The following is a 21,032-nucleotide window of genomic DNA, read 5'->3' on the forward strand; positions in this document are numbered from 1 at the left end:
GAGAGCTTTTGTGCCCGGCGTTCGGTGCTGTATTCCAATGGTATTCATGCAATGCCTCCATACATGCGGGCGATACGCCGGGCATGGACAAAGAAAGTGAAAGGAGCTCAACGATGCTTGAAAATATTAAACAGTTTGCATCCGAGTTTTTTGTTACTGGCGATCCGTTGATTTACGGTGCAGACGTATCCATTGGATTGGTAACGATTGCGATCGTTGCCGGATTGACCTACTTCAAAAAGTGGAAATGGCTCTGGCGCAACTGGTTGACTACGGTTGACCACAAAAAAATCGGTATCATGTACATTTTGGCTGCGATTATTATGATGTTCCGTGGCGGTGTCGATGCGCTCATGATGCGGACGCAATTAGCGATTCCGAATTTTGAATTCCTGCATCCGGAACATTATAACCAGGTATTTACTACACACGGTGTCGTTATGATCCTGTTTATGGCGATGCCCTTTATGTTCGGTTTGTTTAACGTCGTTGTACCGTTACAAATCGGTGCGCGTGACGTTGCGTTCCCTTATTTGAACTCGCTTAGCTTCTGGCTGTTCTTCTTGGGCGCAATGTTGTTCAACCTCTCCTTCGTTATCGGCGGTTCGCCGGATGCCGGTTGGCTCAGCTATCCACCGCTGTCCGAGCTGCAATTTAACCCTGGACCAGGGCAGAACTTTTACATCTGGGGTATCCAGATTTCCGGTATTGGTTCCCTTGCCACAGGTATTAACTTCTTGGTAACGATTATCAAAATGCGTTCACCAGGTCTGACGATGATGAAGCTGCCAATGTTCACATGGTCGGTATTTGCAACTTGCGTTATCATCATTTTTGCATTCCCAATTTTGACAGTTACACTTGCTTTGCTGTTCCTCGACCGTTTCGGGGGCGGGCACTTCTTCACCCTTGACGGTGGCGGTAATCCGATGATGTATATTAACCTCATCTGGATGTGGGGTCACCCAGAGGTATATATCGTTATTTTGCCGGCATTCGGTATTTTCTCCGAAGTCGTCAGCGTGTTCTCACGCAAAAAGCTGTTCGGTTACACCTCGATGGTATTTGCGATGATGATTATCGCGTTTGTTTCCTTCTTCACATGGGCTCACCATTTCTTCACGATGGGTTCCGGGGCGGACGTTAACGCCTTCTTCGCTTTATCAACGATGTTGATTGCGATCCCGACCGGGGTTAAAATCTTTAACTGGCTGTTTACGATGTATCGCGGTCGCATTCGCTTCGATCTGCCGATGCTATGGACAGTAGCGTTTATTCCGGCGTTTATCGTCGGTGGTATGACAGGGGTTCTGCTCGCGGTTGCGCCTGCTGACTTCCAATACCATAACAGTTACTTCCTGATTGCCCACTTCCACCAAGTTCTGATCGGTGGGGTCGTGTTCGGTTACTTTGCCGGCATGTACTACTGGTGGCCAAAAATGTTCGGCTTCAAGCTGAACGAAACGCTGGGCAGATGGTCATTCTGGTTCTGGAACATCGGTTTCTACGTATGTTTCATGCCGCAATACTTGCTCGGTCTGATGGGTATGACTCGTCGTGTAAGTACATTTGACTGGGATACCGGCTGGGGCCCACTGAACGTTGTATCGACGGTTGGTGCGTACCTAATGGGGATTGCCTTCATTTTGCAGGCGGTACAAATTGCTTACAGCTTTAAATATCGTGAAAAAGACACTACCGGCGACATCTGGGATGCTCACACATTGGAATGGACGATCCCGTCTCCGGCTCCAGAATACAACTTTGCCATTACTCCGGTAGTGGACAGCAGAGACCCATTATGGGTTGAAAAGCAGCGTCGTGCTGCTGGCAAGCTTCCGCAAAAGGATGCCAAGCCAAAATACGAACCAATTCATATGCCTAGTAACTCGGGTATCCCGATTGTATTTTCTACTTTCTTCTTCATTGCGGGCTTTGGCTTTACCTTCCACTGGGTGTGGATGGGAGTGCTTGGACTCGCCGGCGTACTTGCATGTCTGGCAGCCCGTTCCATGAATGATGACGAGGGCTTCTACATCCCTGCCGAGGAAGTAGAAAAGACTGAGGCTTCATTAAGGGGGACACTTTAATGGCACAAGCCGTATCACAGCACGGTCATGATCATGCACATGGTCATGATCACGGCCACCATGATCCGCAAGAACTGAAAATGCTTGGCTTCTGGATTTTTCTGATCACGGACGTTATTTTGTTCGGTACGCTGTTTGCTACGTATGTTGTATTGCACCACAATACAGCAGGTGGCCCGACAGCAGCCGATATTTTCGAAATGCCAGGTGTTATCGCTGAAACGTTTGTCCTGTTGACATCGAGCTTTACGAGCGGTCTCGCTGTACTGGCAATGAACGCTGGTAAAGTGAAACAGCTGATCGGCTGGTTGATCGTTACTTGGGTGCTCGGTGCAACGTTTATTTTCCTGGAAGTTGACGAGTTTATTAAACTGGTACATGAAGGCTTTAACTACGGTACTAGCGCATTTGCAACTTCGTTCTTTACACTTGTCGGTACGCACGGACTTCACGTATCGATGGGTCTCGGCTGGATGCTGCTCATTATGATTCAGTTGGCACGCAAAGGCATTACCGATGTAACACGTGGTAAAGTCAATGTGATCAGCTTGTACTGGCACTTTTTGGACGCCGTCTGGATTTTCCTCTTGTCGGTCGTCTATCTGATGGGGGTGATGTAAGATGGCGAACCATTCCGATCATTCACATGGACATGAAGAACATGCACACGGCTCACTAAAGTCTTACATTATCGGTTTTATCCTGTCGATTGTGCTGACGATCATTCCGCTCGTTGTTGTATTGAACCATATGCTGTCGGAAGTCCCGACGATTCTGGTCATTATGATCACAGCGATTTTGCAGTTCGTCGTTCAGCTATTCTTCTTCATGCACGTACGTGACCGTCAAGGCAACCAGCCTCGTTGGAACGTTATGGCATTGATTTTCGGTCTGGCGATTGTACTGGTCGTCGTATCCGGTTCGATCTGGATTATGACGTACAATGGTGTAGGCTACTAAGTTGTTGATTGCAGGCATATTGTCTGTATAATAAAGCCCTTCCGGGTAACCGGGAGGGCTTTTTTGTATGAATAGTTGCTTATGTAATAGATGATCGCCCGGAAAGTGGATAGTTATATAGAGAGCGAATCATTACACCTAAAGCGAATAATCATATATAGAATGGATCATCATACCTAAAACGAATAATTGCCTCTGGAGCGAACGATGGAATTGGAATATAAGCCAGGATGAAGGAAGAAATGAGTCTGAATTTCTTCGGTGTTTGTTAGCTCGGATTTCTTTATCTATTGATTATCGTTATATTGTTCATTACCGAGTTTGATGATCCTTGGTGAAGTAAAGCATGACGGAGATGGATGCGGATGAGATACGATTTCGAATATAATAGAACCACAACGCGCATAGAATAGGAGTGAACAGCAATGGACGATAACACCAATACACTTACATTAGCAGATGCTTTTGCCGGTGCGACCTTTCGAGTGAATGGCAATGGACCACGTAATATCGATATGCTAAAGGAAGCGTTTGAGAGTGTGGATGGAACGACAGGCAGTGACCATTATGGTCAGGGCGAATTAATCGAGCAATTTCAGCAGCAAATGGCTGAAGTATTGGGCAAGCCAGCCGCGGTCTTTTTCCCGAGTGGCACGATGGCACAGCAGATAGCACTGCGAATTTGGTGTGATCGTAATGGCGTTAAACGTGTCGCCTACCATCCATTATCCCATCTAGAGCTGCATGAGCAGAATGCATTAAAAGAACTGCATCATATCGAGTCGATCCTCATTGGCGATCAAGATCGTGTTACGGGGTTGGAAGATGTAACGAGTATAAAAGAAGACATCTCTTGCCTGCTGTTAGAGCTGCCGCAGCGCGAGATCGGCGGACAGTTACCATCCGTTGAACAATTGGAGGCGATTGCCAACTATTGTCGTGAGCAGGGTATTCGACTGCATCTGGATGGAGCGCGTTTATTTGAGATTACACCGTACTATGGCAAAACAGCTGCACAAATATGCAGCCTGTTCGATACCGTCTATATTTCCTTTTACAAAGGTATCGGTGGTATTGCCGGAGCGATCCTTGCTGGTGAGCAAGACGTCATGCAAGAAGCGAAAGTGTGGAAGCATCGGCACGGCGGTAATCTGATCGGACTGTATCCGTATATTTTAAGCTCCAAATATTATTATGAGCAACGTGTCGGGAAGATGGATGAATATTACGAACAAGCAAAAGAACTGGCTGCCCTGTTCAATGGCTGCGCTCATATCCATACCTTACCCGCAGTTCCAGTATCGAATATGTTCCATGTCCACATCGATCAACCGATTGAGGTCACCACCTATGTATTACGAAACCTGGCTCAACGATACGATATCGGAATCACATCTTATGTAGTTGATCACAACGGTAGCTGTAGCTTTGAATGTACTATCGGTGATAAGTATGCTCTCGTGCCGCAAGAGCAGTTGTATGAAGCTATGAAATGGCTGGATCAGCAACTTGCAAACTGAGCGTAATGAGAAAGATTCAGGAGTGTTAATATGATTTCCTCATAAATCGATTGCTGTATGCCTCTGACCAATACATCAGTGCATATTGGAAGAAAATTCCTTCTCGGGAGGCGGAGACGTCTCCGCTTTCCGCCTCGTATCAGCGATTAAAAGTACACTAACAATAATTAAGATACCTCCCACACTCTGTACATAACTAGCCTGTTCCTTCAAGATCAACAGTGACAACAACACCGAAGTGAGCGGCATCATACCCGAAAAAGCAGCAATCGTGTACGCATTGCAGCAGGCAACACCTTTATAAAAAAAGAAAAAAGAAAGACCGGTGATGACAAGCCCGTACCAGATCAAGCCTAACCATTCATTCCAGCCGATGAGCGGTAGCGTTGCGACAGGTTGCTCCAGCAAAAACGGAATCAGGCAGAAACCGAAAGTAATCGCGGAAACGATAAACACCTGTACCATCGGATGAATATCGGCGGCAGAAGATCGTTGGTGAGCAAGGCGCTGTTGGCGGGAAATAATATTAAATAGGGACTCGCTGGCAGCCGCACCGAGAATGAACATATTGCCCCAGATATGCTCTATGGACGGTATCCAGCTGTTGGAGCCTGTGTTTTGCAACAGTACGATACCTGTGACAGTACATCCGATTCCAATTACATTTTTGATGGTCAATGCTTCTTTTAATACGAAAAAAGCGAGTATAGCTGTAATCATTGGTGTTGTGCCGCTTAATATGCCAGCTTCCATCGTGCTCGTACGGCTAACACCAAGCAACAAACAGATACGGAATACAAACATGCCAATCAATGCCTGTAAGATCAGCATCAACCAGTCATTTCGATCCATATGCCGTATCGTTCGGAGCATCTGTTTGCCATAAAAGGGAGTCATACATAGCAGCAAGATGCCCAGTGCTACCGCTGTAATAGTGAACAAGTGCAGCCGTACGGACAGAATAGAGCTTGTAACGACAGACGTACCAGCAAGCGTGAACGCGATCAGTAAATAGATTTTTCCTTTGAGTTGCTGCATTACAAATCCCCTTTGCGATCATTATAGAATAGGTATGGATCACATTATAAAAAGACAACTGGACGAGTGTAAGAGCCAGTATGGTATTATTTTGGCTATACCAGTTGAAAAGGGGGGATTATCGATGTGGGGCATCCAGCTACAGCACGAAAGTCAGATTGCGCTTGCACGACAGATTTTTCTATCCTTTCAGCAAGCGATTCTAGGTGGCAAAATGTTGGCAGGTGAAGCTCTACCGTCTACCCGCGAATTGGCACGCGAACTCGGGGTGGCACGCAATACGGTTTGTGAAGCGTATGATATGCTGGATATTGAAGGCTTTATTATTCGGCGGCAGGGAGCAACCACGCGTGTAGCTTCCGGATTAACGCTGGAGAAACACATCGATCATGCTGCACATAAGCGCGACAATAAACGAAATGAACAACAGTCTGTCCGCTGGGACTTCAAAACCGGGCAACCTGATTTGGATGCTTTTCCGTGGTACAGCTGGCGTCAAGATTTGCAGCAGGCAGCGCTCGCCATATCGCCGAATCTGTTAGCCTATAGCGATAATAAAGGCTACGAGCCATTATGCGAGCAGATTGCTGACTGGTTGTTGCGGAGCCGGAGTATGGAGGTCAACCCGGCTAATATTTTTATTACTTCAGGAGCTACACAAGCTTTCCAACTGCTTGTTCATATTTTGCAACAGGAAGGCAAAGCCTTCGCTCTGGAAAGCCCCTCTCACCCAGCTATTCGCCAGATCGTTGAAAATAATCATATTCCGCTCGTATGGATGCCTGTTGATGCACAGGGGGCGAATGTGGCAGCCCTCCACCAGCATGCGCTATCGGCGGTATATGTTACCCCATCGCATCAATTCCCGCTCGGTGTTATCCTGCCTGCCGTACGTCGTGCCGAATTGATCCGAATGGCACGCAGTCAGCATTTTTATATTATTGAAGATGATTATGATAGTGAATTTCGTTATACCGGTTCTCCGGTTAGTCCGTTGTACAGTATGGATCGGTCAAAAGTGATTTATGTCGGCACATTCAGCAAGACGCTTTTTCCAGCATTACGTATCGGATTTGTCATCCTGCCGCAACCGTTACATGCTCTATGGCAGGAAAATCGTAAATATCTGGATGTGCAAAATCCAGTTATGGAACAAGTAGCCCTGCATCATTTTGTACAGCAGCGTAAACTGGATCGACATATTCAGCGGATGCGGCGTATCTATCGAGAGAAAAGAAACGCATTACTGGCAGCGATCGACGCTAACTTTCCTGTTGATACGATCGTATGGGGAGATGCTTCCGGTCTGCATACTGCGATTGAGCTACCGGGATTGCAGCTGCACGATAATTTTCTCCAGCGATGTCATAAGCAAGGAATACGCTTAAAGCTCGCTTCCGACTATTGCCTGGAACAGGGAGAACATCGCGATAAATTGCTGATTGGTTATGGTCATTTGCAGCAAGAGCAGATTATTGCGGGTATTGGCGCATTAGGGCGTTTGATCAGGAAAGAGAACGATCGGCTTTAAGCTATGTCTGTAATGATAAGGGCTGATCAGGACAGATCGTGATAAAGGCAGATCATGATAAAAACATATATAATGATTGGATACACATAACAATGTGCTGGATGAGCTAAGTTTGAGAGAAGCAGGCGTCGTACGGCGTTTATTAACATGCTAGTACCTTGACCAAGTTAAATGTTAATTTGGATTGTGTACTGAAATGCTGATCCATGCGACCTTAAAACAGATTGAACACTCAAATTAATCTCGGTCAAGCTACTAGTAGCTTGTCTCAAGTACATTTATAGTTTGTCAATCCAACAATCGCTTGGTGCTGAATCGATTTAGGGACGTTTAAACACAATTTTAATTTGAGACATCCTACTAGTAGCTTGTATCAAATACATTTACAGTTTGTCGATCTAACCATTGCTTGATGATGAATCGGTTAAGGTACGTTCAAACACAATTTCCACTTGAGACAGCCTACTAGTATGTTGACTGTATGAAATGCGCAGTTTGATAGAGTACAGTACAAGTGAGCTTAAGATGCGATACCGTTGTCTGCTTCATAAGAGGAAGTCGATCCAAAGCGAAAATAGCTCAAACTTGTCATTGGAATATGCGAAAAAGCCTGCACAGGGTGAAGTGCAGGCTTTTTCGCATCCGATCCTAAACGATGTAGTTATTTGTTTATTTGTTATTTATTTTATAGCAGTACGAAAACGATTGTACAGTTCATCCAAATACTGCTCAATCTCCCCGCGCAGCTCTGGACGATTCAAGGCAAATTCAATCGTAGACTTGACGTAGCCAAGCGGATCACCGATATCATAACGCTTGCCTTGAATTTCCAACGCAGTCAGATGCGGCAAGCGTGAAATCGCATCGGTTAGCTGGATTTCGCCACCTTTGCCAGGCAATGTATGTTCCAAAATATCGAAAATTTCCGCAGGCAACACATAACGACCGATAACGGCGAGATCGGATGGCGCGTCAGCAATATCGGGTTTTTCAACGATTCCGCTCAGCGTAATGAGCGAATGCGGATCATCCGGCATGCTGGCTGGTGCGACGATTCCGTATTTGTTCGTTTCTGCATAAGGGACATGCTGTACACCGATAATCGCGGTAGACGGTGATACATGTTGATTAATAAGCTGCTTTAGTCCGGGTTGTTGCTCATTGACGATTAGGTCATCTCCGAGCAGTACAGCGAAAGGCTCATTACCGACAAATTGCCGTGCACATAAAATCGCATGTCCTAAGCCAAGCGGTTTTTTTTGACGAATATAATGAATGTCTGCCATCTCGGAAATATGATTGACTTGCTCTAGCAATGTTGTTTTGCCTTTGGCAGCCAGTTCTGACTCCAATTCAACCGAATGGTCAAAATGATCTTCAATCGAACGTTTGCCACGTCCGGTTACGATTAGGATCGATTCGATCCCGCTAGCAACGGCTTCTTCGATAATATACTGAATCGCAGGTTTGTCGACGATCGGAAGCATTTCCTTAGGCTGGGCTTTGGTCGCGGGCAATAGTCGTGTACCGAGACCGGCAGCCGGAATAATCGCTTTACGTACTTTCATGGAAAATGCCTCCTTGTTTGGCAGAGTGATAAAGTGTGCATAGTTAAAATGATACTTGAAGACAGTATATCAGCAAAACATAAACCGTGTATAAATGATATGCACATAACAGCGCACACTACGTATTCAGCGGAACACCCATAGCTTGCTAAAGCCGAAATTAATACCTAGCCCCAACACCGTTACACATAGTTTGGCAATCCAGACCGGAATCGTAGACGGGATAAAACTGATGACAACGCTCGTAATGAGCGCCACCGACACATTCACAATGATAAAACGCAGCAGCTCACCGCCATTCCAGCCTGTACCGCGCGCAAATGTCCATTTGCGATTCCAGTAGTAACTATTGGCGGTGCCAGCGCTATAACCGATAATTTGCGCTGCTGCCACACCGGTTAGATGTTGCAGCAGCATAAAGACGATAAAATCAATCGCCGTATTGGACACACCGACAGCAGCAAAGCGAACAGCCTGGATACCAAACAGCTTAGAAACCAACATAGCGTTGCTCTTGTACGATTTGACGTTGCTCACTATGCTGCGACTGCTCCGTTAGCGGTTGTTGCTGCATGCCGACAAAATTTCGTTTTTCCTGAATAAGGTACAGTGGACGACCTTTGACTTCATCGTAAATACGACCGACGTATTCGCCAAGCACTCCGAGAATAATTAACATAATGCCGTTGAGAAACAGAACGCAAGCAAGGATGGATGCCCAACCGGGTGTTGTATTGTAGTTGAGCAGCTTTTGCCCAACGACCCAGATGAGAAACACAAAGCTGAACAAAGACACAAAACTGCCGAGCACACTCGCCAGACGCAGCGGCTTGAGCGAGAATGCGATCAATGCATCAGAGGCGAAGCGCAGCATCTTTTTGAGCGGATATTTCGTTTCGCCAGCAAAGCGTTCTTCACGTACATACGAGATGGACGTTTGACGGAAGCCGACCCAGCTGACCAATCCGCGTACAAAGCGATTGCTTTCTTTTAAACTTTTCATCGCGTCACACACTTTGCGATCGATCAGACGGAAGTCACCGGTGTCGAGCGGAATATCAATATCACTCAGCTTGTTTAGTGTGCGATAGAAAAAGGCAGCCGACCATTTTTTGAAGCCGGTTTCCCCTTTGCGTTCAGCACGTGTCGCATATACGACATCATAGCCTTCGTTCCATTTCGCAATCATTTGCAAAATCAGTTCCGGCGGGTCTTGCAAATCCGCATCGATGACGACAATCGCTTCGCCAGAAGCATTGTCCATCCCTGCGGTAATCGCGATCTGATGTCCAAAGTTGCGGGAGAAATCGATCATTTTTACCGTTTGATCACTGCTGCACAGTTGGCTAACGATCGCTGCTGTACGATCCCGACTCCCATCATTAACAAAAATTAGCTCATACGTTTCACCTGTTTGTTGCATCACTTCTGTCAGACGACGATAGCACTCCAGTACAACTTCTTCTTCGTTATACACCGGGATAATAATGGAATATTTCATCGGTGACCCTCCTCCAAATATATAAATATCTAAATATCTAAAGCGAACGCATGGACAGGAATGACGTATACATAAACATTCACTATCTATGCATTCGGATATACCTTTACTACATGCAACATACAATAAACATACAGTCATCTTCAGTCAGGCACAATTTGCTGTACAAAATATAACAACGTAATATGAACACCAAATGAATACTACCTTAAACGAAACTGAAGATTGCTTTAAAACGATATAAAAAGGCGAATAACCTTGTTAAAAGAAAGGCTATTCGCGGCGGAAATAAGCATCTATAGTGTGTAACTAACATAATAAATAACATGGAAGTTACATATTATATTTTAATGGTAATGAATGCTAATTTAATAATATGAATAAATATACAATGGCCTATCATTGGTTAGTCGATACTTGCGAACCGTCACATGTGTCATCGTATCGGTCGAACGGTTTAAGTTTCCGATGAAATGAGCTATCTGTATCGCGCAGCCTGCCCTAAACGAATCGCAGCGAACGATCTGCAAAGCCGTTTGAAGACATGTCCTCAGATCGTCTTGCTGTTAATGTGAAACTGCCTTTGGGGGTGTGTCAGCGACTGTACTGACAGCTGCGGCTGTGCGTGGTAAATAGACCGTCATCGTTGTGCCTTGTCCTTGTGCGCTATGCGCTTCGATCCGTCCATCGTGCAGAAGCAAAATTTTCTGTACGATCGATAAACCGAGCCCGCTACCACCTGTTGCTGAATTGCGTGAGCTGTCCGCTTTGTAAAAGCGCTCGAAAATATGCTCTACATGCTCCGCATCGATTCCGCAGCCGCTATCTTGCACACTTGCTTTGATCCATTGCTCTTGCTCGGTTAACGTAATATGAATCGTACCTTTTTCCGGGGTAAACTTGATCGCATTGGACAGCAGATTCATCCACACTTGGGTAAGCAGGTCTTCATCCCCGTTGATGTCCAGCTTGTCCAGCTCGGCAGACAGCTCGATTTCTTTGTTCATCCACATCGGGCCACAGGATACAACCGCCATCCGAATTTGTTCATCTAGCCGGTATTGGTGTTTGTTCAGCTTGACGACATCAAGTGAAGCGAGCTTTAACAAATTGCTGCTCAGCTTGGACAAGCGTTCGCTTTCCTGTTCGATAATTTTTAAATGTTTAAGCTGTTCGCTGCTAGCGGTATCTTTGAGCGCAACGGCAAACCCACGAATCGACGTGAGTGGCGTCTGAATTTCATGTGACACATTGGACACAAATTCCTGCCGCATCGCTTCGATTTTGGACAGACGTGTCGTCATTAGATTGAAATTATCGCTCAGTTGTCCGATTTCGTCTTTGCGTTTCAGATGGACACGCACATCGTAATCACCTTTAGCAACGCGGCGTGTTGCATCTGACAGCTTGGCGATCGGGCGCGCGATCAAACGTGCTGCAAACAGGAACAATATTACCCCGATCATAAGCATGACCAACAATACGAGGAACATCCATTGATTGAATTGGTTTACAAAATGTCCAGCAGACGGTCTGGCGAACAGCGCATAATGAATGCCATCACGTTCAAACGGAACGCCTACATAGCGTGGCTCCTGATCCTCATCACTCGTATTCAGTGACAGATTAAGCGAAGGCAAATCCGGATCGCTCGGATTCGTTCCTGTTTGCGGATGATACGTTTGACCGCTTAATACAAGTTGCTGTACCGATTCGGGAATGACCCAGTCAGCCTCTTTTTTCGGTGGCGGCGGAGGTGGAGGGGGCGGCGGCTTTTTTTTACCGGTAGCACTGCTGCTGTCTGCACTTTCCGCTTGTCCGCTTGCAGAAGACGCAGCAGTGGATGACGATGAGGTTGATTCGCTGCTCGTTTTCGTTCCATTCGTATTTGCTGCTTCCGCATCGCTTGCATTTGTATCGGTGTCAGTTGTGCTGTTTGCTGCTTTTTGGCTGCTGTCGCTTGCAGACGATGTATTCTCATCGGTCTCGTTTGCACTGGAATTGCTGTTGTTAGAACTGTCATTCGATGATGACGAATCATTGCCGCCGAGCGGAAGCGGTGGAGGCGAGATACCTAGTGGCCCGCCGGGACCGTTGCCTTGAGAGCGATATTCGCTGCCGTCTGCACCGATGACGACGAGCTGTGTTTGACCGCCCTGACTGTTTAAATATTTTTGCATCAGATTTGCGGGAATCGATGCTTGAATTTCCGCCATTGCTTCCGCATCACTTAAAATCCGATCTTGTACAAAATTCACCTGTTGTCGCTGGAATATCCAATCGGACATGAGCAAAGTGATTAGAAAGCTCGCTGCTACGACGATAATAAACGTCACAACGAGCTGGCTGTATATATTTTTCAATCCGTTTTCACCTCAATCCGATAGCCAATGCCACGGATCGTCTGAATCAAAAAGCCATTGGCTTCGGAAAAACGATCACGCAGCCGCTTAATATGCACATCTACTGTACGCTCGTCACCGTCATAATCATGCCCCCATATTTTCTCGATCAATTGATCGCGCGTAAAAATCTGTCCAGGGAAGCCAGCAAGTGTATAAAACAGTTCAAATTCTTTCGCTGGTAGCGGTTGTAACGTTCCGTTCACCTCAGCTTCTTTGGTGGCAGCATCAAGGCGCACATTGCCGATCGTCAGCGATTGACCCGCAAAAATTCGATAGCGGCGCAGCAATGCTTTGACCCGCATGACCAGTTCCTCCGGCACAAATGGCTTGACCAAATAATCGTCTGTGCCGAGCCGGAAGCCTTTAATTTTATCTTCGGCTTCGCCTTTGGCAGTAACGAGCAAAATCGGCACATCGCCATAATAGCGGCGAATATCGGTGCACAATTGCCAGCCGTCCATATGCGGCATCATCACATCAAGTATAATCAAATCCCATTTGCCGTCGCTAAGCATATCAAACGCTTCCTGTCCGTCATGGGCACGATGTATACTATAACCTTCACGCGTCAAATAAACATGGATTAATTCCAAAATAGATGCATCATCATCGGCAACGAGTATTCTTACCATCACATTACGCTCCTTTGTATCGGTTATTCGTCATGTATTTATCATGTTTTCGTTATGATTAGAGATACAGTTTACATCGACATATTCCGTTTCTCTCTATTATAAATAGTCATCCCTATCCTACCATACTAATATGTATAAAATATGAATAGAAGCTTAGCTGGAAATCATAACTAACGCTCTAAAAGTTGCCTTGCCAGCGTTGTTATGGAAATGAGCAGCAATCGACGTTTAATTCGTTCATTTTACACCTTTCCAAAACGAACAAAATGAACTAATATAAACGTATATGAACTTAAATAAAACCGAAACGAAAGGATGAATATGATGGAAAACCGTTATGTGTCCCACCCAAACGATGTGAAAACATTTGATACTGCACGTCTGCGCGAGGAGTTTCTAATCGACAATCTGTTTGCAACCGATGAACTCGTAACCGTTTACAGTCATGTGGATCGTTATATTGTCGGTTCAGCTGTACCCGCTTCCAAAGAGATTAAGCTGGAAGTGAATTTGAAAGATATCGGAACGGATTTTTTTCTGGAACGTCGTGAGATCGGTATCATTAATATCGGCGCGACAGGTATGGTAACAGCGGACGGTGAGCAATACGAGATCGGTGCATTTGAATGTTTGTACGTATCGCTCGGCACGAAGGAAGTCAGCTTTGCTAGCCATAGCGGCGAACCGGCGAAATTCTATTTCGTATCGACCCCAGCGCATAAAGCGTATCCGACGACAAAAGCAACACGCGAAGATGCAACACCAAGTCATCTGGGCGATATTAAAACGTCTAACGAGCGCACTATTTATAAATATATCCATCAGGGCGGCATTCAAAGCTGTCAGCTCGTAATGGGCATTACCGAACTGGAACCGGGTAATATGTGGAACACGATGCCATGTCATACGCACAATCGTCGCTCCGAAGTATATTTGTATTTTAATATGCCGGAAGATAGCGTCGTTTTCCACTTTATGGGTGAGCCGCAGGAAACGAAGCATCTGGTCGTACGTAACGGACAGGTGGCGATTTCGCCAAGCTGGTCGATCCATAGCGGTGTTGGCACAAGCAACTATACGTTCTGTTGGGCAATGGCAGGTGAAAACCAGACGTTCGATGATATGGACGCGGTTGCGATGAAAGATTTAAAATAAACCCAAAAACACCATTTCAGCGCTATCACCGACATCATAGAGCAATCGGAGCGATCGCTGAAAAGGACGGGGGTTCATTGGATGAGTGCACTAAAGCGGCATGAACGCATTATGGAATTATTAATTGCCAGCCAGGAAATTACGGTTGGCGAATTGAGCGATACATTGCATGTGACTGGTAAAACGATCCGTGAGGACCTTGCCAAGCTGGAAGAAATGGGGCTGCTCGTACGTGTGCATGGCGGCGCAGTACTGGCGCAAAATGATCAATATGGCATTTTATCCGGTCAAGGCATCAATACGAAGCATATGTCGGAAAAGAGCGAAATCGCTGAGCGTGCGCTACAGTATATTCAGTCTGGCGATATTATCGCGCTTGATGGCGGCAGCACGACACTCGAAATTGCGCGCCGCCTGCCGGCGATGCCGTTAACCGTCGTGACGAATGATCTGTTTATTTTGAGCGAGCTGGCAAGAAAAGAACAGATTCGGCTCGTCGTGCCAGGCGGAGAGCGCAATCGCAATATGCTCGTTAGCAGCCAGGCGATCGAATATGTACGTGGCTTGAATATTCACAAAGCATTTGTATCGTCAACCGCGCTGCATGCCGAGTTCGGGCTGTCCATTTATACCGGTGATCTGGTGCCGTTCAAAAAGGCACTCGTCGCTACCGCGCAAAAAGTATACGGCGTCGTCGATCATCAGAAATTTGGACAGTTTGCGCTATGGACATTTGCCGCTTGCTCGGAACTCGATATGATCATTACCGATAGCGGTCTGTCTGCCGAACAGGTGGAGCATTTCCAGCATATCGGCATTCCGCTTGATCGGGCAGGCGCGTAAGCGCAACAATCGAATAGACGGCACAGCCTATTTATTGCCACACGCTGCTGCCTGTTTATCATCGTATACCCAATATGACGCAAGGAGTTGAACAAAGGATGAACGCATTTGATCTGAGCGGAAAAGTGGCGCTTGTGACTGGTGCCAGCGGTGGGCTGGGACAAGGTATGGCGCTGGGATTGGCAGAAGCAGGTGCCGATGTTGTCTGTGTATCCTATTCCAGCAGTGCCGATACGGTGAGCAAAATTGAGGCGCTAGGGCGGGAAGCGGTATCGATTCAGGCTGATTTGAGCAAGCATGACGGGTTGGAAGCGCTGGTGAATGAGGCGCTGGCGTTCAAAGGACAGCTCGATATTCTCGTCAACAATGCAGGCATCATTCGCCGTAAACCGGCAGCCGAGCATGCATGGAAAGATTTTGCCGATGTGCTTGATCTGAATTTGGAAACGGTGTTTTATTTGTCCCAGCTTGTCGGTCGTCATATGATCGAACGCGGCAGCGGCAAAATTATTAGTGTAGCCTCGATGCTTTCGTATCAAGGCGGTATTAATGTACCTGGTTATACGGCAAGTAAACATGGCGTAGCTGGCATTACGAAAGCGCTTGCTAACGAATGGGCAGCCAAAGGTTTGCAAGTGAATGCGATTGCACCGGGTTATATGCTAACCGACAATACGGCACCGATCGTTGCTGATCCAGCACGCTTCGATTCGATTACAGAGCGCATTCCAGCCGCACGCTGGGGCACAGCTCAAGATATGAAAGGCCCGGTCGTATTCCTCGCCTCGAATGCCTCGAATTATTTAAACGGTCATATACTATGTGTCGACGGCGGCTGGATGGCGCGTTAATGTGTGCATCTTTAATTACAGTTATGGTGTGAAGTAATTGTGCCACGTCTATATACCGTATCCAACCTAAATAAAGTGCAATGTACATCGTGCATTGCACTTTATTTATACAGATATGTACTGAGCAGACCAAGTTAAATTTTAATTTTGCTTATGTCCTTACCTCCTTATAAATAAAAGCTTGATCCAGCTTCCACATTCATATTAATCTCGATCAAGGTAGTACTACCTTGAATACTCTCAATATTGGCTTTAAAGCGGTCATCAAACCACATTAACATTTAACGGAAAATGAGGTGCATGTATGAGACAATCCGTCCTTTCACATATTTATGGCAAACAACCTGTAGCTGAACTGGCTGCGGCTGTAGCTGCTGGTGGTTTTACTGGCGTGCAGCTTGCACTTGCCAAAGCGATCTCCGACATCGATACCCGTAACGGCAAACTAAGCCCAGGTATGGGCAATTATGTTGCCGAGCAATTCCAACGTCATGGCGTACGGATCGCTGTGCTCGGTTGTTATATCGATCCTGTCCATCCGGATCGTGATGTGCGGAGGCAGGAAATAGATCGTTTTAAAGAGCATTTGCGGTATGCGCGTGATTTTGGTTGCAGTATGGTGGCGACCGAGACGGGTTCTTTTGACACGTATCGGCAACAGCATCCGGAGCAGTATGCGCAAATCGGCTGGAACACACTGCGTGATACCGTGTCCGAATTAGCGGAGGAAGCGGACAAATGGGGCGTGCATATGGCGATCGAACCGGTTGCCGTCCATACGGTGCAAACTGCCGAAGCGATGGCACAGCTAATGGAAGAAGTACCGTCATCGGTGCTCGGCATGTTGTTTGATCCGTGCAATATGATGAAGCCGGACTATGTGGCGGATCAGCAGCGCTTTTTACGACATGTGTTTGAGCTGTTGGCGGAGCGGATCATTTTGATTCATGCCAAAGACATTACGATCGCGGCTGATGGCACCAAACAGGAATGTGTAGCCGGTACAGGGATGCTTGATTATCCATACTTTTTCGAATTGTTACAACAGTACAAACCGCATATCGATATTTCACTTGAAGGGGTAACCTGTGAGCAATTGCCGCAAGCAGCACAGTATATGCGACAACTATGGCAAGCAACAGAGCAGCGTCTTGCCCATGTTTAACAAAATTTGCTAAAACCTTGCATACAAAGGATGAATGATCCGCTGCGGCGGGTAATGATGCCCATACCATTGTTACAGAAGCTTGAAAGGGGCATTGTGATTATGACCAATGTATCGCAGGAACAACATCGCAAAGTGGCGCTCGTTACCGGTGCCGGAATTGGAATTGGCAGAGGCATCGCGAATGTGCTCGCACAAAAAGGCTATCGGCTGGCGATCAGCTATCATTCGGAAAATGAAGAAGTGGAGCAAGTTGCGGCAGAGCTGGCACATAACTATGGCATTGAACCATTGTTGATCCAAAGCGATCTGACACAGCAGGCGGATGTAGAACGGACAGTGCGCGAGACGGTGGAGCATTTTGACCGGATCGATCTGCTCGTTAACAATGCCGGCGCAGCGACACGCAAGCCGCTGCTTGACCTAGAAGAAGATGATATTAACTGGATGGTGCAACTGAATTATCGTGCGCCTATATTGGCGACCAAGTATGCAGCACAAGCGATGATTGAACGCGGTATGCCCGGCAATATTGTTCATATTACGTCCTCACGCGGTGAACGTTCTTACCCGGATGACAGCATTTATGGCGGGATGAAGGCAGCGTTAATCCGCTCAACCGGTTCGCTCGCGCTGGAACTGGCACCACATGGCATCCGTGTAAATTGTGTGGCGCCCGGCGCAACCGTTAATCGATTGCATCGAAATGCACTGACCGAGCCGCTCGGTCACAAAATTCCACTCGGTCGGATGGGCACACCGCGCGATATCGGTGAAGCGGTCGCTTGGCTTGCTTCGGATGAAGCTTCGTACATTACCGGCATTAATTTGCGCGTCGATGGCGGACTTATTTTGCCAGGTATGCCGGAGGATGTGTCAGCGGAAGCGGGATATGGCTGGGGCAGAGTGTATAAGCCTTGAGCGGAAGCGAAAGGCAGCGGTCAATAGGAAACGGGTGGATATTGCTTAGGTTCGTATGGCGGTAGGGCATGGGTAGTTTTGAACCGCAATATCGGCGGATGAATAGGTATGAAACATGTGTGCTATGCGATCTTATATGTACGGTAAGTTATAGGATAAGCAATCGATGCCGTGACGTTGTATTGCGAAGATAGTTGTAAATTTGTTGTTTTGTCGCTATCATCAACAGCATAAAGCGACGTTAAACATACTATCGATCATGATCCAGATAGTAAGCGGATAGTGGGCTTGTTGTTAAGCAACCGTTCCAATCGACAATAAAGAAATCGTCCATAATCTCGGGCAGCTGTAATCATTTTTCAAAAAATGTGCAGCTCAGCGCCTATAAGCCCCTCTGTGCAAATAGCACCATCTATTTGCACAGACGGGCTTTACTTTTTCGAGCTTACAAATTATAATCAAAACAAAAGTTGGTCTAAGTAAAAATAGTTGTAGTCAGTCAAAAATGAATATCATTCTCATTACTAATCATGCTGCTTTGGGGCTCCCAAAGCAGCATGAGCTGTTTTAAGGGCATTAACAATGTAATTCATTCTCAATTAGCGTATAACGAAAGGACTGTGATTTCGATGAAAACAAATAAAATGATGCCAACTCTACCGACTGCTCGTCAAGGACGTCATCCATTTTTACCGGGCGGCAAAGGCGGTCAAAAAATAAAAGCGATGATCCAAAACCGCGAAATGCAAGCAGCGCTAGGCAGTGGCGCGCTCATGCTGCTCGCCTGGCTGTTATCGTCTACACAAGGCATGAGCATATTATCGATCATGCTCTATATTCTCGCTTATGTGGTTGGAGGCTGGCAAAAAGCGCGTGAAGGTGTAGAGACGCTTATTCAGGAGCGCGATCTGGATGTGAATCTGTTAATGATTGCCGCTGCGATGGGAGCGGCGGCGATCGGTTACTGGAATGAAGGGGCAATGCTTATTTTTATTTTTGCCTTAAGCGGAGCGTTGGAAAGTTATACGAATGAACGTTCCGGCAAAGATATCTCGGCATTGCTATCGCTTAAGCCGGAAACGGCGCTGCGGATGCGAGATGGCAAAGTGGAATATGTAGCGATTGAGCAGCTATTGATAGGCGATCTGGTGATGGTGAAACCGGGCGAACTAATTCCAGTGGACGGCATGATCGTGCGTGGACGCTCCGCTGTTGACCAAGCATCCATTACTGGCGAGTCGATGCCAATCGCCAAAACGTCCGGTGACGAAGTATTTGCCGGTACGATCAATGGTGAAGGCGTATTGTATGTGGAAGTCACCGATTCGGCAGAAAGTACCGTATTTGCCAAAATTATTAAAATGGTACAATCCGCGCAAACCGAAGTGCCTGCTTCACAGCGCTTTATGAAACGGTTTGAATCGTTGTATGCACGGATTGTCGTAGTGGTGACGATACTGCTAATTACGTTGTTGCCGCTGTTGCTAGGTTGGAGCTGGGGCGATAGCTTTTACAAAGCGATGGTATTTCTGGTCGTCGCTTCACCGTGTGCGCTTGTGTCGTCGATTATGCCGGTCATGCTATCCACCATTTCTAATCGCGCTCGCCACGGCGTTTTGTTCAAAAGCGGTGTACATGTGGAAAATATAGCAATGACCGCTGTAGTAGCATTCGACAAAACAGGTACTTTAACACGCGGTGAACCTGTCGTGACCGATTGGTTGCCAGTATCCGAGTGTACAGCATCAGAACAGCAACTGATCGCGATTGCGGCAGGCTTGGAATCGCTGTCCATGCATCCACTCGCACGCGCGATTGTGCAATATAGCATCGAGCGTGGAATCGAGCCGTTGGAACTGAATGATGTTAAGGCGATAACCGGCTGGGGCATCGCAGGTAAAATGGATGGGCAACAATGGCAAATAGGACGCGCTGACATGCTGGATCAACCGGGTGCGGACGAGCAATGGGTACGTCGCCGCGCTGAACTGGAAGCAGAGGGCAAAACTGTATCGCTTATGTTGAAAGAGGAACAAATTGTCGCATTGATCGCGATCCGTGATGAGCTGCGACCACAGGCAGCAGAAGCGGTACATCAATTGCAGCAGCTTGGGATAAAAGTAGCGCTGCTGACTGGTGATCGACCGGCTGTAGCCGAGGCAATCGCATATGCAGCAGGCGTAGATCATACGTATGCTGGGCTGTTGCCGGAAGATAAAGTAGCACGTATTCAGGAGCTGCGGCAGCGCTACGGTCATGTCGTGATGGTAGGGGATGGAGTGAATGATGCGCCCGCACTTGCCGCCGCGACCGTCGGACTTGGTATGGGCATGAGAGGCAGTGGCGCAGCGCTGGAAGTGGCGGATGTGGTGTTGATGAGTGACGGGATTGAGCAGATCGCGTCTACGATCCAACTAGCAAGGCGCGCCCGCCGTGTCGTCCGGCAAAATATGATCTTTGCACTTAGCATGATCATATTGCTCATTATCGGTAACTTTGCCGACAATCTTGCATTGCCACTCGGTGTAGTGGGGCATGAAGGCAGTACGATTTTAGTCATTTTGAACGGATTGCGTCTGTTGCGTACTCATTGATAAGTTAACAGGCTGCTTTTACAAATTGAACGCAGTCTAACTTACATTGAATTGGGGCAGCCTCATAAGAGCCTGGATTGTTTATTTGCAGCAGGCTCTTATAGGCACGGTGTCCCCCTGATCGCACGCAGTTTCATCAAAATTTCATTTGACTATCTGCACGATTAGAAGCATACTATTAATAGTTTCAAAACAAATTAATTGCATACAATATAATTTAAAATAGTTTTTATGTGTACATCATGATAAAAGCAT

Annotated in this window: 17 protein-coding genes; 11 read left to right on the plus strand and 6 right to left on the minus strand. The window is 46.8% G+C overall.

The window, feature by feature from the left end:
- Positions 1-113 precede the first annotated feature (113 nt).
- The 4 genes from U1I11_RS19205 (at position 114) to U1I11_RS19220 (ending at position 4,570) form a co-directional block, all read left to right on the plus strand.
- Positions 114-2,090: a cbb3-type cytochrome c oxidase subunit I gene (locus tag U1I11_RS19205; RefSeq protein WP_322907738.1), complete on the plus strand. Its 1,977-nt coding sequence runs from the start codon at positions 114-116 to the stop codon at positions 2,088-2,090.
- Positions 2,090-2,710: a cytochrome o ubiquinol oxidase subunit III gene (gene cyoC / locus U1I11_RS19210; RefSeq protein WP_322907739.1), complete on the plus strand. Its 621-nt coding sequence runs from the start codon at positions 2,090-2,092 to the stop codon at positions 2,708-2,710. Before U1I11_RS19205 ends, cyoC begins: the two co-directional genes overlap by 1 nt.
- 1 nt (position 2,711) lies before the next feature.
- A complete protein-coding gene (gene cyoD / locus U1I11_RS19215; RefSeq protein ID WP_322907740.1) occupies positions 2,712-3,050 on the plus strand; it encodes a cytochrome o ubiquinol oxidase subunit IV in 339 nt (112 codons plus the stop codon).
- Positions 3,051-3,475: 425 nt separating this feature from the next.
- The gene (locus tag U1I11_RS19220) at positions 3,476-4,570 is read left to right on the plus strand and encodes a threonine aldolase family protein (RefSeq protein ID WP_322907741.1); all 1,095 of its coding nucleotides are present in this window, start codon (positions 3,476-3,478) and stop codon (positions 4,568-4,570) included.
- A gap of 75 nt (positions 4,571-4,645) precedes the next feature.
- Here the strand turns inward: U1I11_RS19220 and U1I11_RS19225 are convergent, their stop codons facing one another.
- Positions 4,646-5,608, minus strand: a complete 963-nt coding sequence (locus U1I11_RS19225; RefSeq protein ID WP_322907742.1) for a DMT family transporter — start codon at positions 5,606-5,608, stop codon at positions 4,646-4,648.
- 124 nt (positions 5,609-5,732) lie between these two features.
- Between U1I11_RS19225 and pdxR the strand changes: the two genes are divergently transcribed.
- On the plus strand, positions 5,733-7,139 hold the full coding sequence (gene pdxR, locus U1I11_RS19230; RefSeq protein ID WP_322907743.1) for a MocR-like pyridoxine biosynthesis transcription factor PdxR: 1,407 nt from the start codon (positions 5,733-5,735) through the stop codon (positions 7,137-7,139).
- A gap of 680 nt (positions 7,140-7,819) precedes the next feature.
- On the opposite strand, the gene galU is transcribed toward pdxR, so the two are convergent.
- The 5 genes from galU to U1I11_RS19255 form a co-directional block, all read right to left on the minus strand.
- Entirely contained in the window at positions 7,820-8,707 is an 888-nt protein-coding gene (galU, locus tag U1I11_RS19235; protein ID WP_322907744.1) for a UTP--glucose-1-phosphate uridylyltransferase GalU, read from the minus strand.
- Positions 8,708-8,833: 126 nt separating this feature from the next.
- Positions 8,834-9,211 (minus strand): GtrA family protein, encoded by a 378-nt coding sequence (locus U1I11_RS19240; RefSeq protein ID WP_322907745.1) that lies wholly within the window; start codon positions 9,209-9,211, stop codon positions 8,834-8,836.
- Entirely contained in the window at positions 9,198-10,208 is a 1,011-nt protein-coding gene (locus U1I11_RS19245; protein ID WP_322907746.1) for a glycosyltransferase family 2 protein, read from the minus strand. The genes U1I11_RS19240 and U1I11_RS19245 overlap by 14 nt, the downstream gene beginning before the upstream one ends.
- A 566-nt stretch (positions 10,209-10,774) precedes the next feature.
- Positions 10,775-12,571, minus strand: a complete 1,797-nt coding sequence (locus U1I11_RS19250) for a sensor histidine kinase (protein ID WP_322907747.1) — start codon at positions 12,569-12,571, stop codon at positions 10,775-10,777.
- Complete coding sequence (locus tag U1I11_RS19255; protein ID WP_322907748.1) at positions 12,568-13,245, minus strand: response regulator transcription factor; 678 nt, start codon at positions 13,243-13,245, stop codon at positions 12,568-12,570. The genes U1I11_RS19250 and U1I11_RS19255 overlap by 4 nt, the downstream gene beginning before the upstream one ends.
- A gap of 327 nt (positions 13,246-13,572) precedes the next feature.
- On the opposite strand from U1I11_RS19255, the gene kduI reads away from it, so the two are divergent.
- From kduI to U1I11_RS19285, 6 genes are all read left to right on the plus strand, one after another.
- Positions 13,573-14,403, plus strand: a complete 831-nt coding sequence (gene kduI, locus U1I11_RS19260; protein WP_322907813.1) for a 5-dehydro-4-deoxy-D-glucuronate isomerase — start codon at positions 13,573-13,575, stop codon at positions 14,401-14,403.
- A gap of 81 nt (positions 14,404-14,484) precedes the next feature.
- Complete coding sequence (locus U1I11_RS19265) at positions 14,485-15,246, plus strand: DeoR/GlpR family DNA-binding transcription regulator (protein ID WP_322907749.1); 762 nt, start codon at positions 14,485-14,487, stop codon at positions 15,244-15,246.
- A 98-nt stretch (positions 15,247-15,344) separates the two neighbouring features.
- Positions 15,345-16,097, plus strand: a complete 753-nt coding sequence (gene kduD, locus U1I11_RS19270) for a 2-dehydro-3-deoxy-D-gluconate 5-dehydrogenase KduD (RefSeq protein WP_322907750.1) — start codon at positions 15,345-15,347, stop codon at positions 16,095-16,097.
- Between the two features lie 304 nt (positions 16,098-16,401).
- On the plus strand, positions 16,402-17,262 hold the full coding sequence (locus U1I11_RS19275) for a sugar phosphate isomerase/epimerase family protein (RefSeq protein WP_322907751.1): 861 nt from the start codon (positions 16,402-16,404) through the stop codon (positions 17,260-17,262).
- A gap of 102 nt (positions 17,263-17,364) precedes the next feature.
- On the plus strand, positions 17,365-18,183 hold the full coding sequence (locus U1I11_RS19280; protein WP_322907752.1) for an SDR family NAD(P)-dependent oxidoreductase: 819 nt from the start codon (positions 17,365-17,367) through the stop codon (positions 18,181-18,183).
- Positions 18,184-18,827: 644 nt separating this feature from the next.
- Positions 18,828-20,777: a heavy metal translocating P-type ATPase gene (locus U1I11_RS19285; RefSeq protein ID WP_416235638.1), complete on the plus strand. Its 1,950-nt coding sequence runs from the start codon at positions 18,828-18,830 to the stop codon at positions 20,775-20,777.
- Positions 20,778-21,032: the final 255 nt, after the last annotated feature.

It is taken from the genome of Paenibacillus campi, assembly GCF_034659835.1.
Taxonomy (GTDB): Bacteria; Bacillota; Bacilli; order Paenibacillales; family Paenibacillaceae; genus Saccharibacillus; species Saccharibacillus campi.

Excerpts from the sequence above, each read along its gene's own strand:
- pdxR (WP_322907743.1), top strand. The coding sequence starts at position 5,733 with ATGTGGGGCATCCAGCTACAGCACGAAAGTCAGATTGCGCTTGCACGA.
- U1I11_RS19225 (WP_322907742.1), bottom strand. The coding sequence starts at position 5,608 with ATGCAGCAACTCAAAGGAAAAATCTATTTACTGATCGCGTTCACGCTT.
- U1I11_RS19280 (WP_322907752.1), top strand. The coding sequence starts at position 17,365 with ATGACCAATGTATCGCAGGAACAACATCGCAAAGTGGCGCTCGTTACC.
- kduI (WP_322907813.1), top strand. The coding sequence starts at position 13,573 with ATGGAAAACCGTTATGTGTCCCACCCAAACGATGTGAAAACATTTGAT.
- kduD (WP_322907750.1), top strand. The coding sequence starts at position 15,345 with ATGAACGCATTTGATCTGAGCGGAAAAGTGGCGCTTGTGACTGGTGCC.
- U1I11_RS19205 (WP_322907738.1), top strand. The coding sequence starts at position 114 with ATGCTTGAAAATATTAAACAGTTTGCATCCGAGTTTTTTGTTACTGGC.
- U1I11_RS19245 (WP_322907746.1), bottom strand. The coding sequence starts at position 10,208 with ATGAAATATTCCATTATTATCCCGGTGTATAACGAAGAAGAAGTTGTA.
- U1I11_RS19240 (WP_322907745.1), bottom strand. The coding sequence starts at position 9,211 with ATGTTGGTTTCTAAGCTGTTTGGTATCCAGGCTGTTCGCTTTGCTGCT.
- galU (WP_322907744.1), bottom strand. The coding sequence starts at position 8,707 with ATGAAAGTACGTAAAGCGATTATTCCGGCTGCCGGTCTCGGTACACGA.
- cyoD (WP_322907740.1), top strand. The coding sequence starts at position 2,712 with ATGGCGAACCATTCCGATCATTCACATGGACATGAAGAACATGCACAC.
- U1I11_RS19255 (WP_322907748.1), bottom strand. The coding sequence starts at position 13,245 with ATGGTAAGAATACTCGTTGCCGATGATGATGCATCTATTTTGGAATTA.
- U1I11_RS19275 (WP_322907751.1), top strand. The coding sequence starts at position 16,402 with ATGAGACAATCCGTCCTTTCACATATTTATGGCAAACAACCTGTAGCT.
- U1I11_RS19220 (WP_322907741.1), top strand. The coding sequence starts at position 3,476 with ATGGACGATAACACCAATACACTTACATTAGCAGATGCTTTTGCCGGT.
- cyoC (WP_322907739.1), top strand. The coding sequence starts at position 2,090 with ATGGCACAAGCCGTATCACAGCACGGTCATGATCATGCACATGGTCAT.
- U1I11_RS19265 (WP_322907749.1), top strand. The coding sequence starts at position 14,485 with ATGAGTGCACTAAAGCGGCATGAACGCATTATGGAATTATTAATTGCC.
- U1I11_RS19285 (WP_416235638.1), top strand. The coding sequence starts at position 18,828 with ATGATGCCAACTCTACCGACTGCTCGTCAAGGACGTCATCCATTTTTA.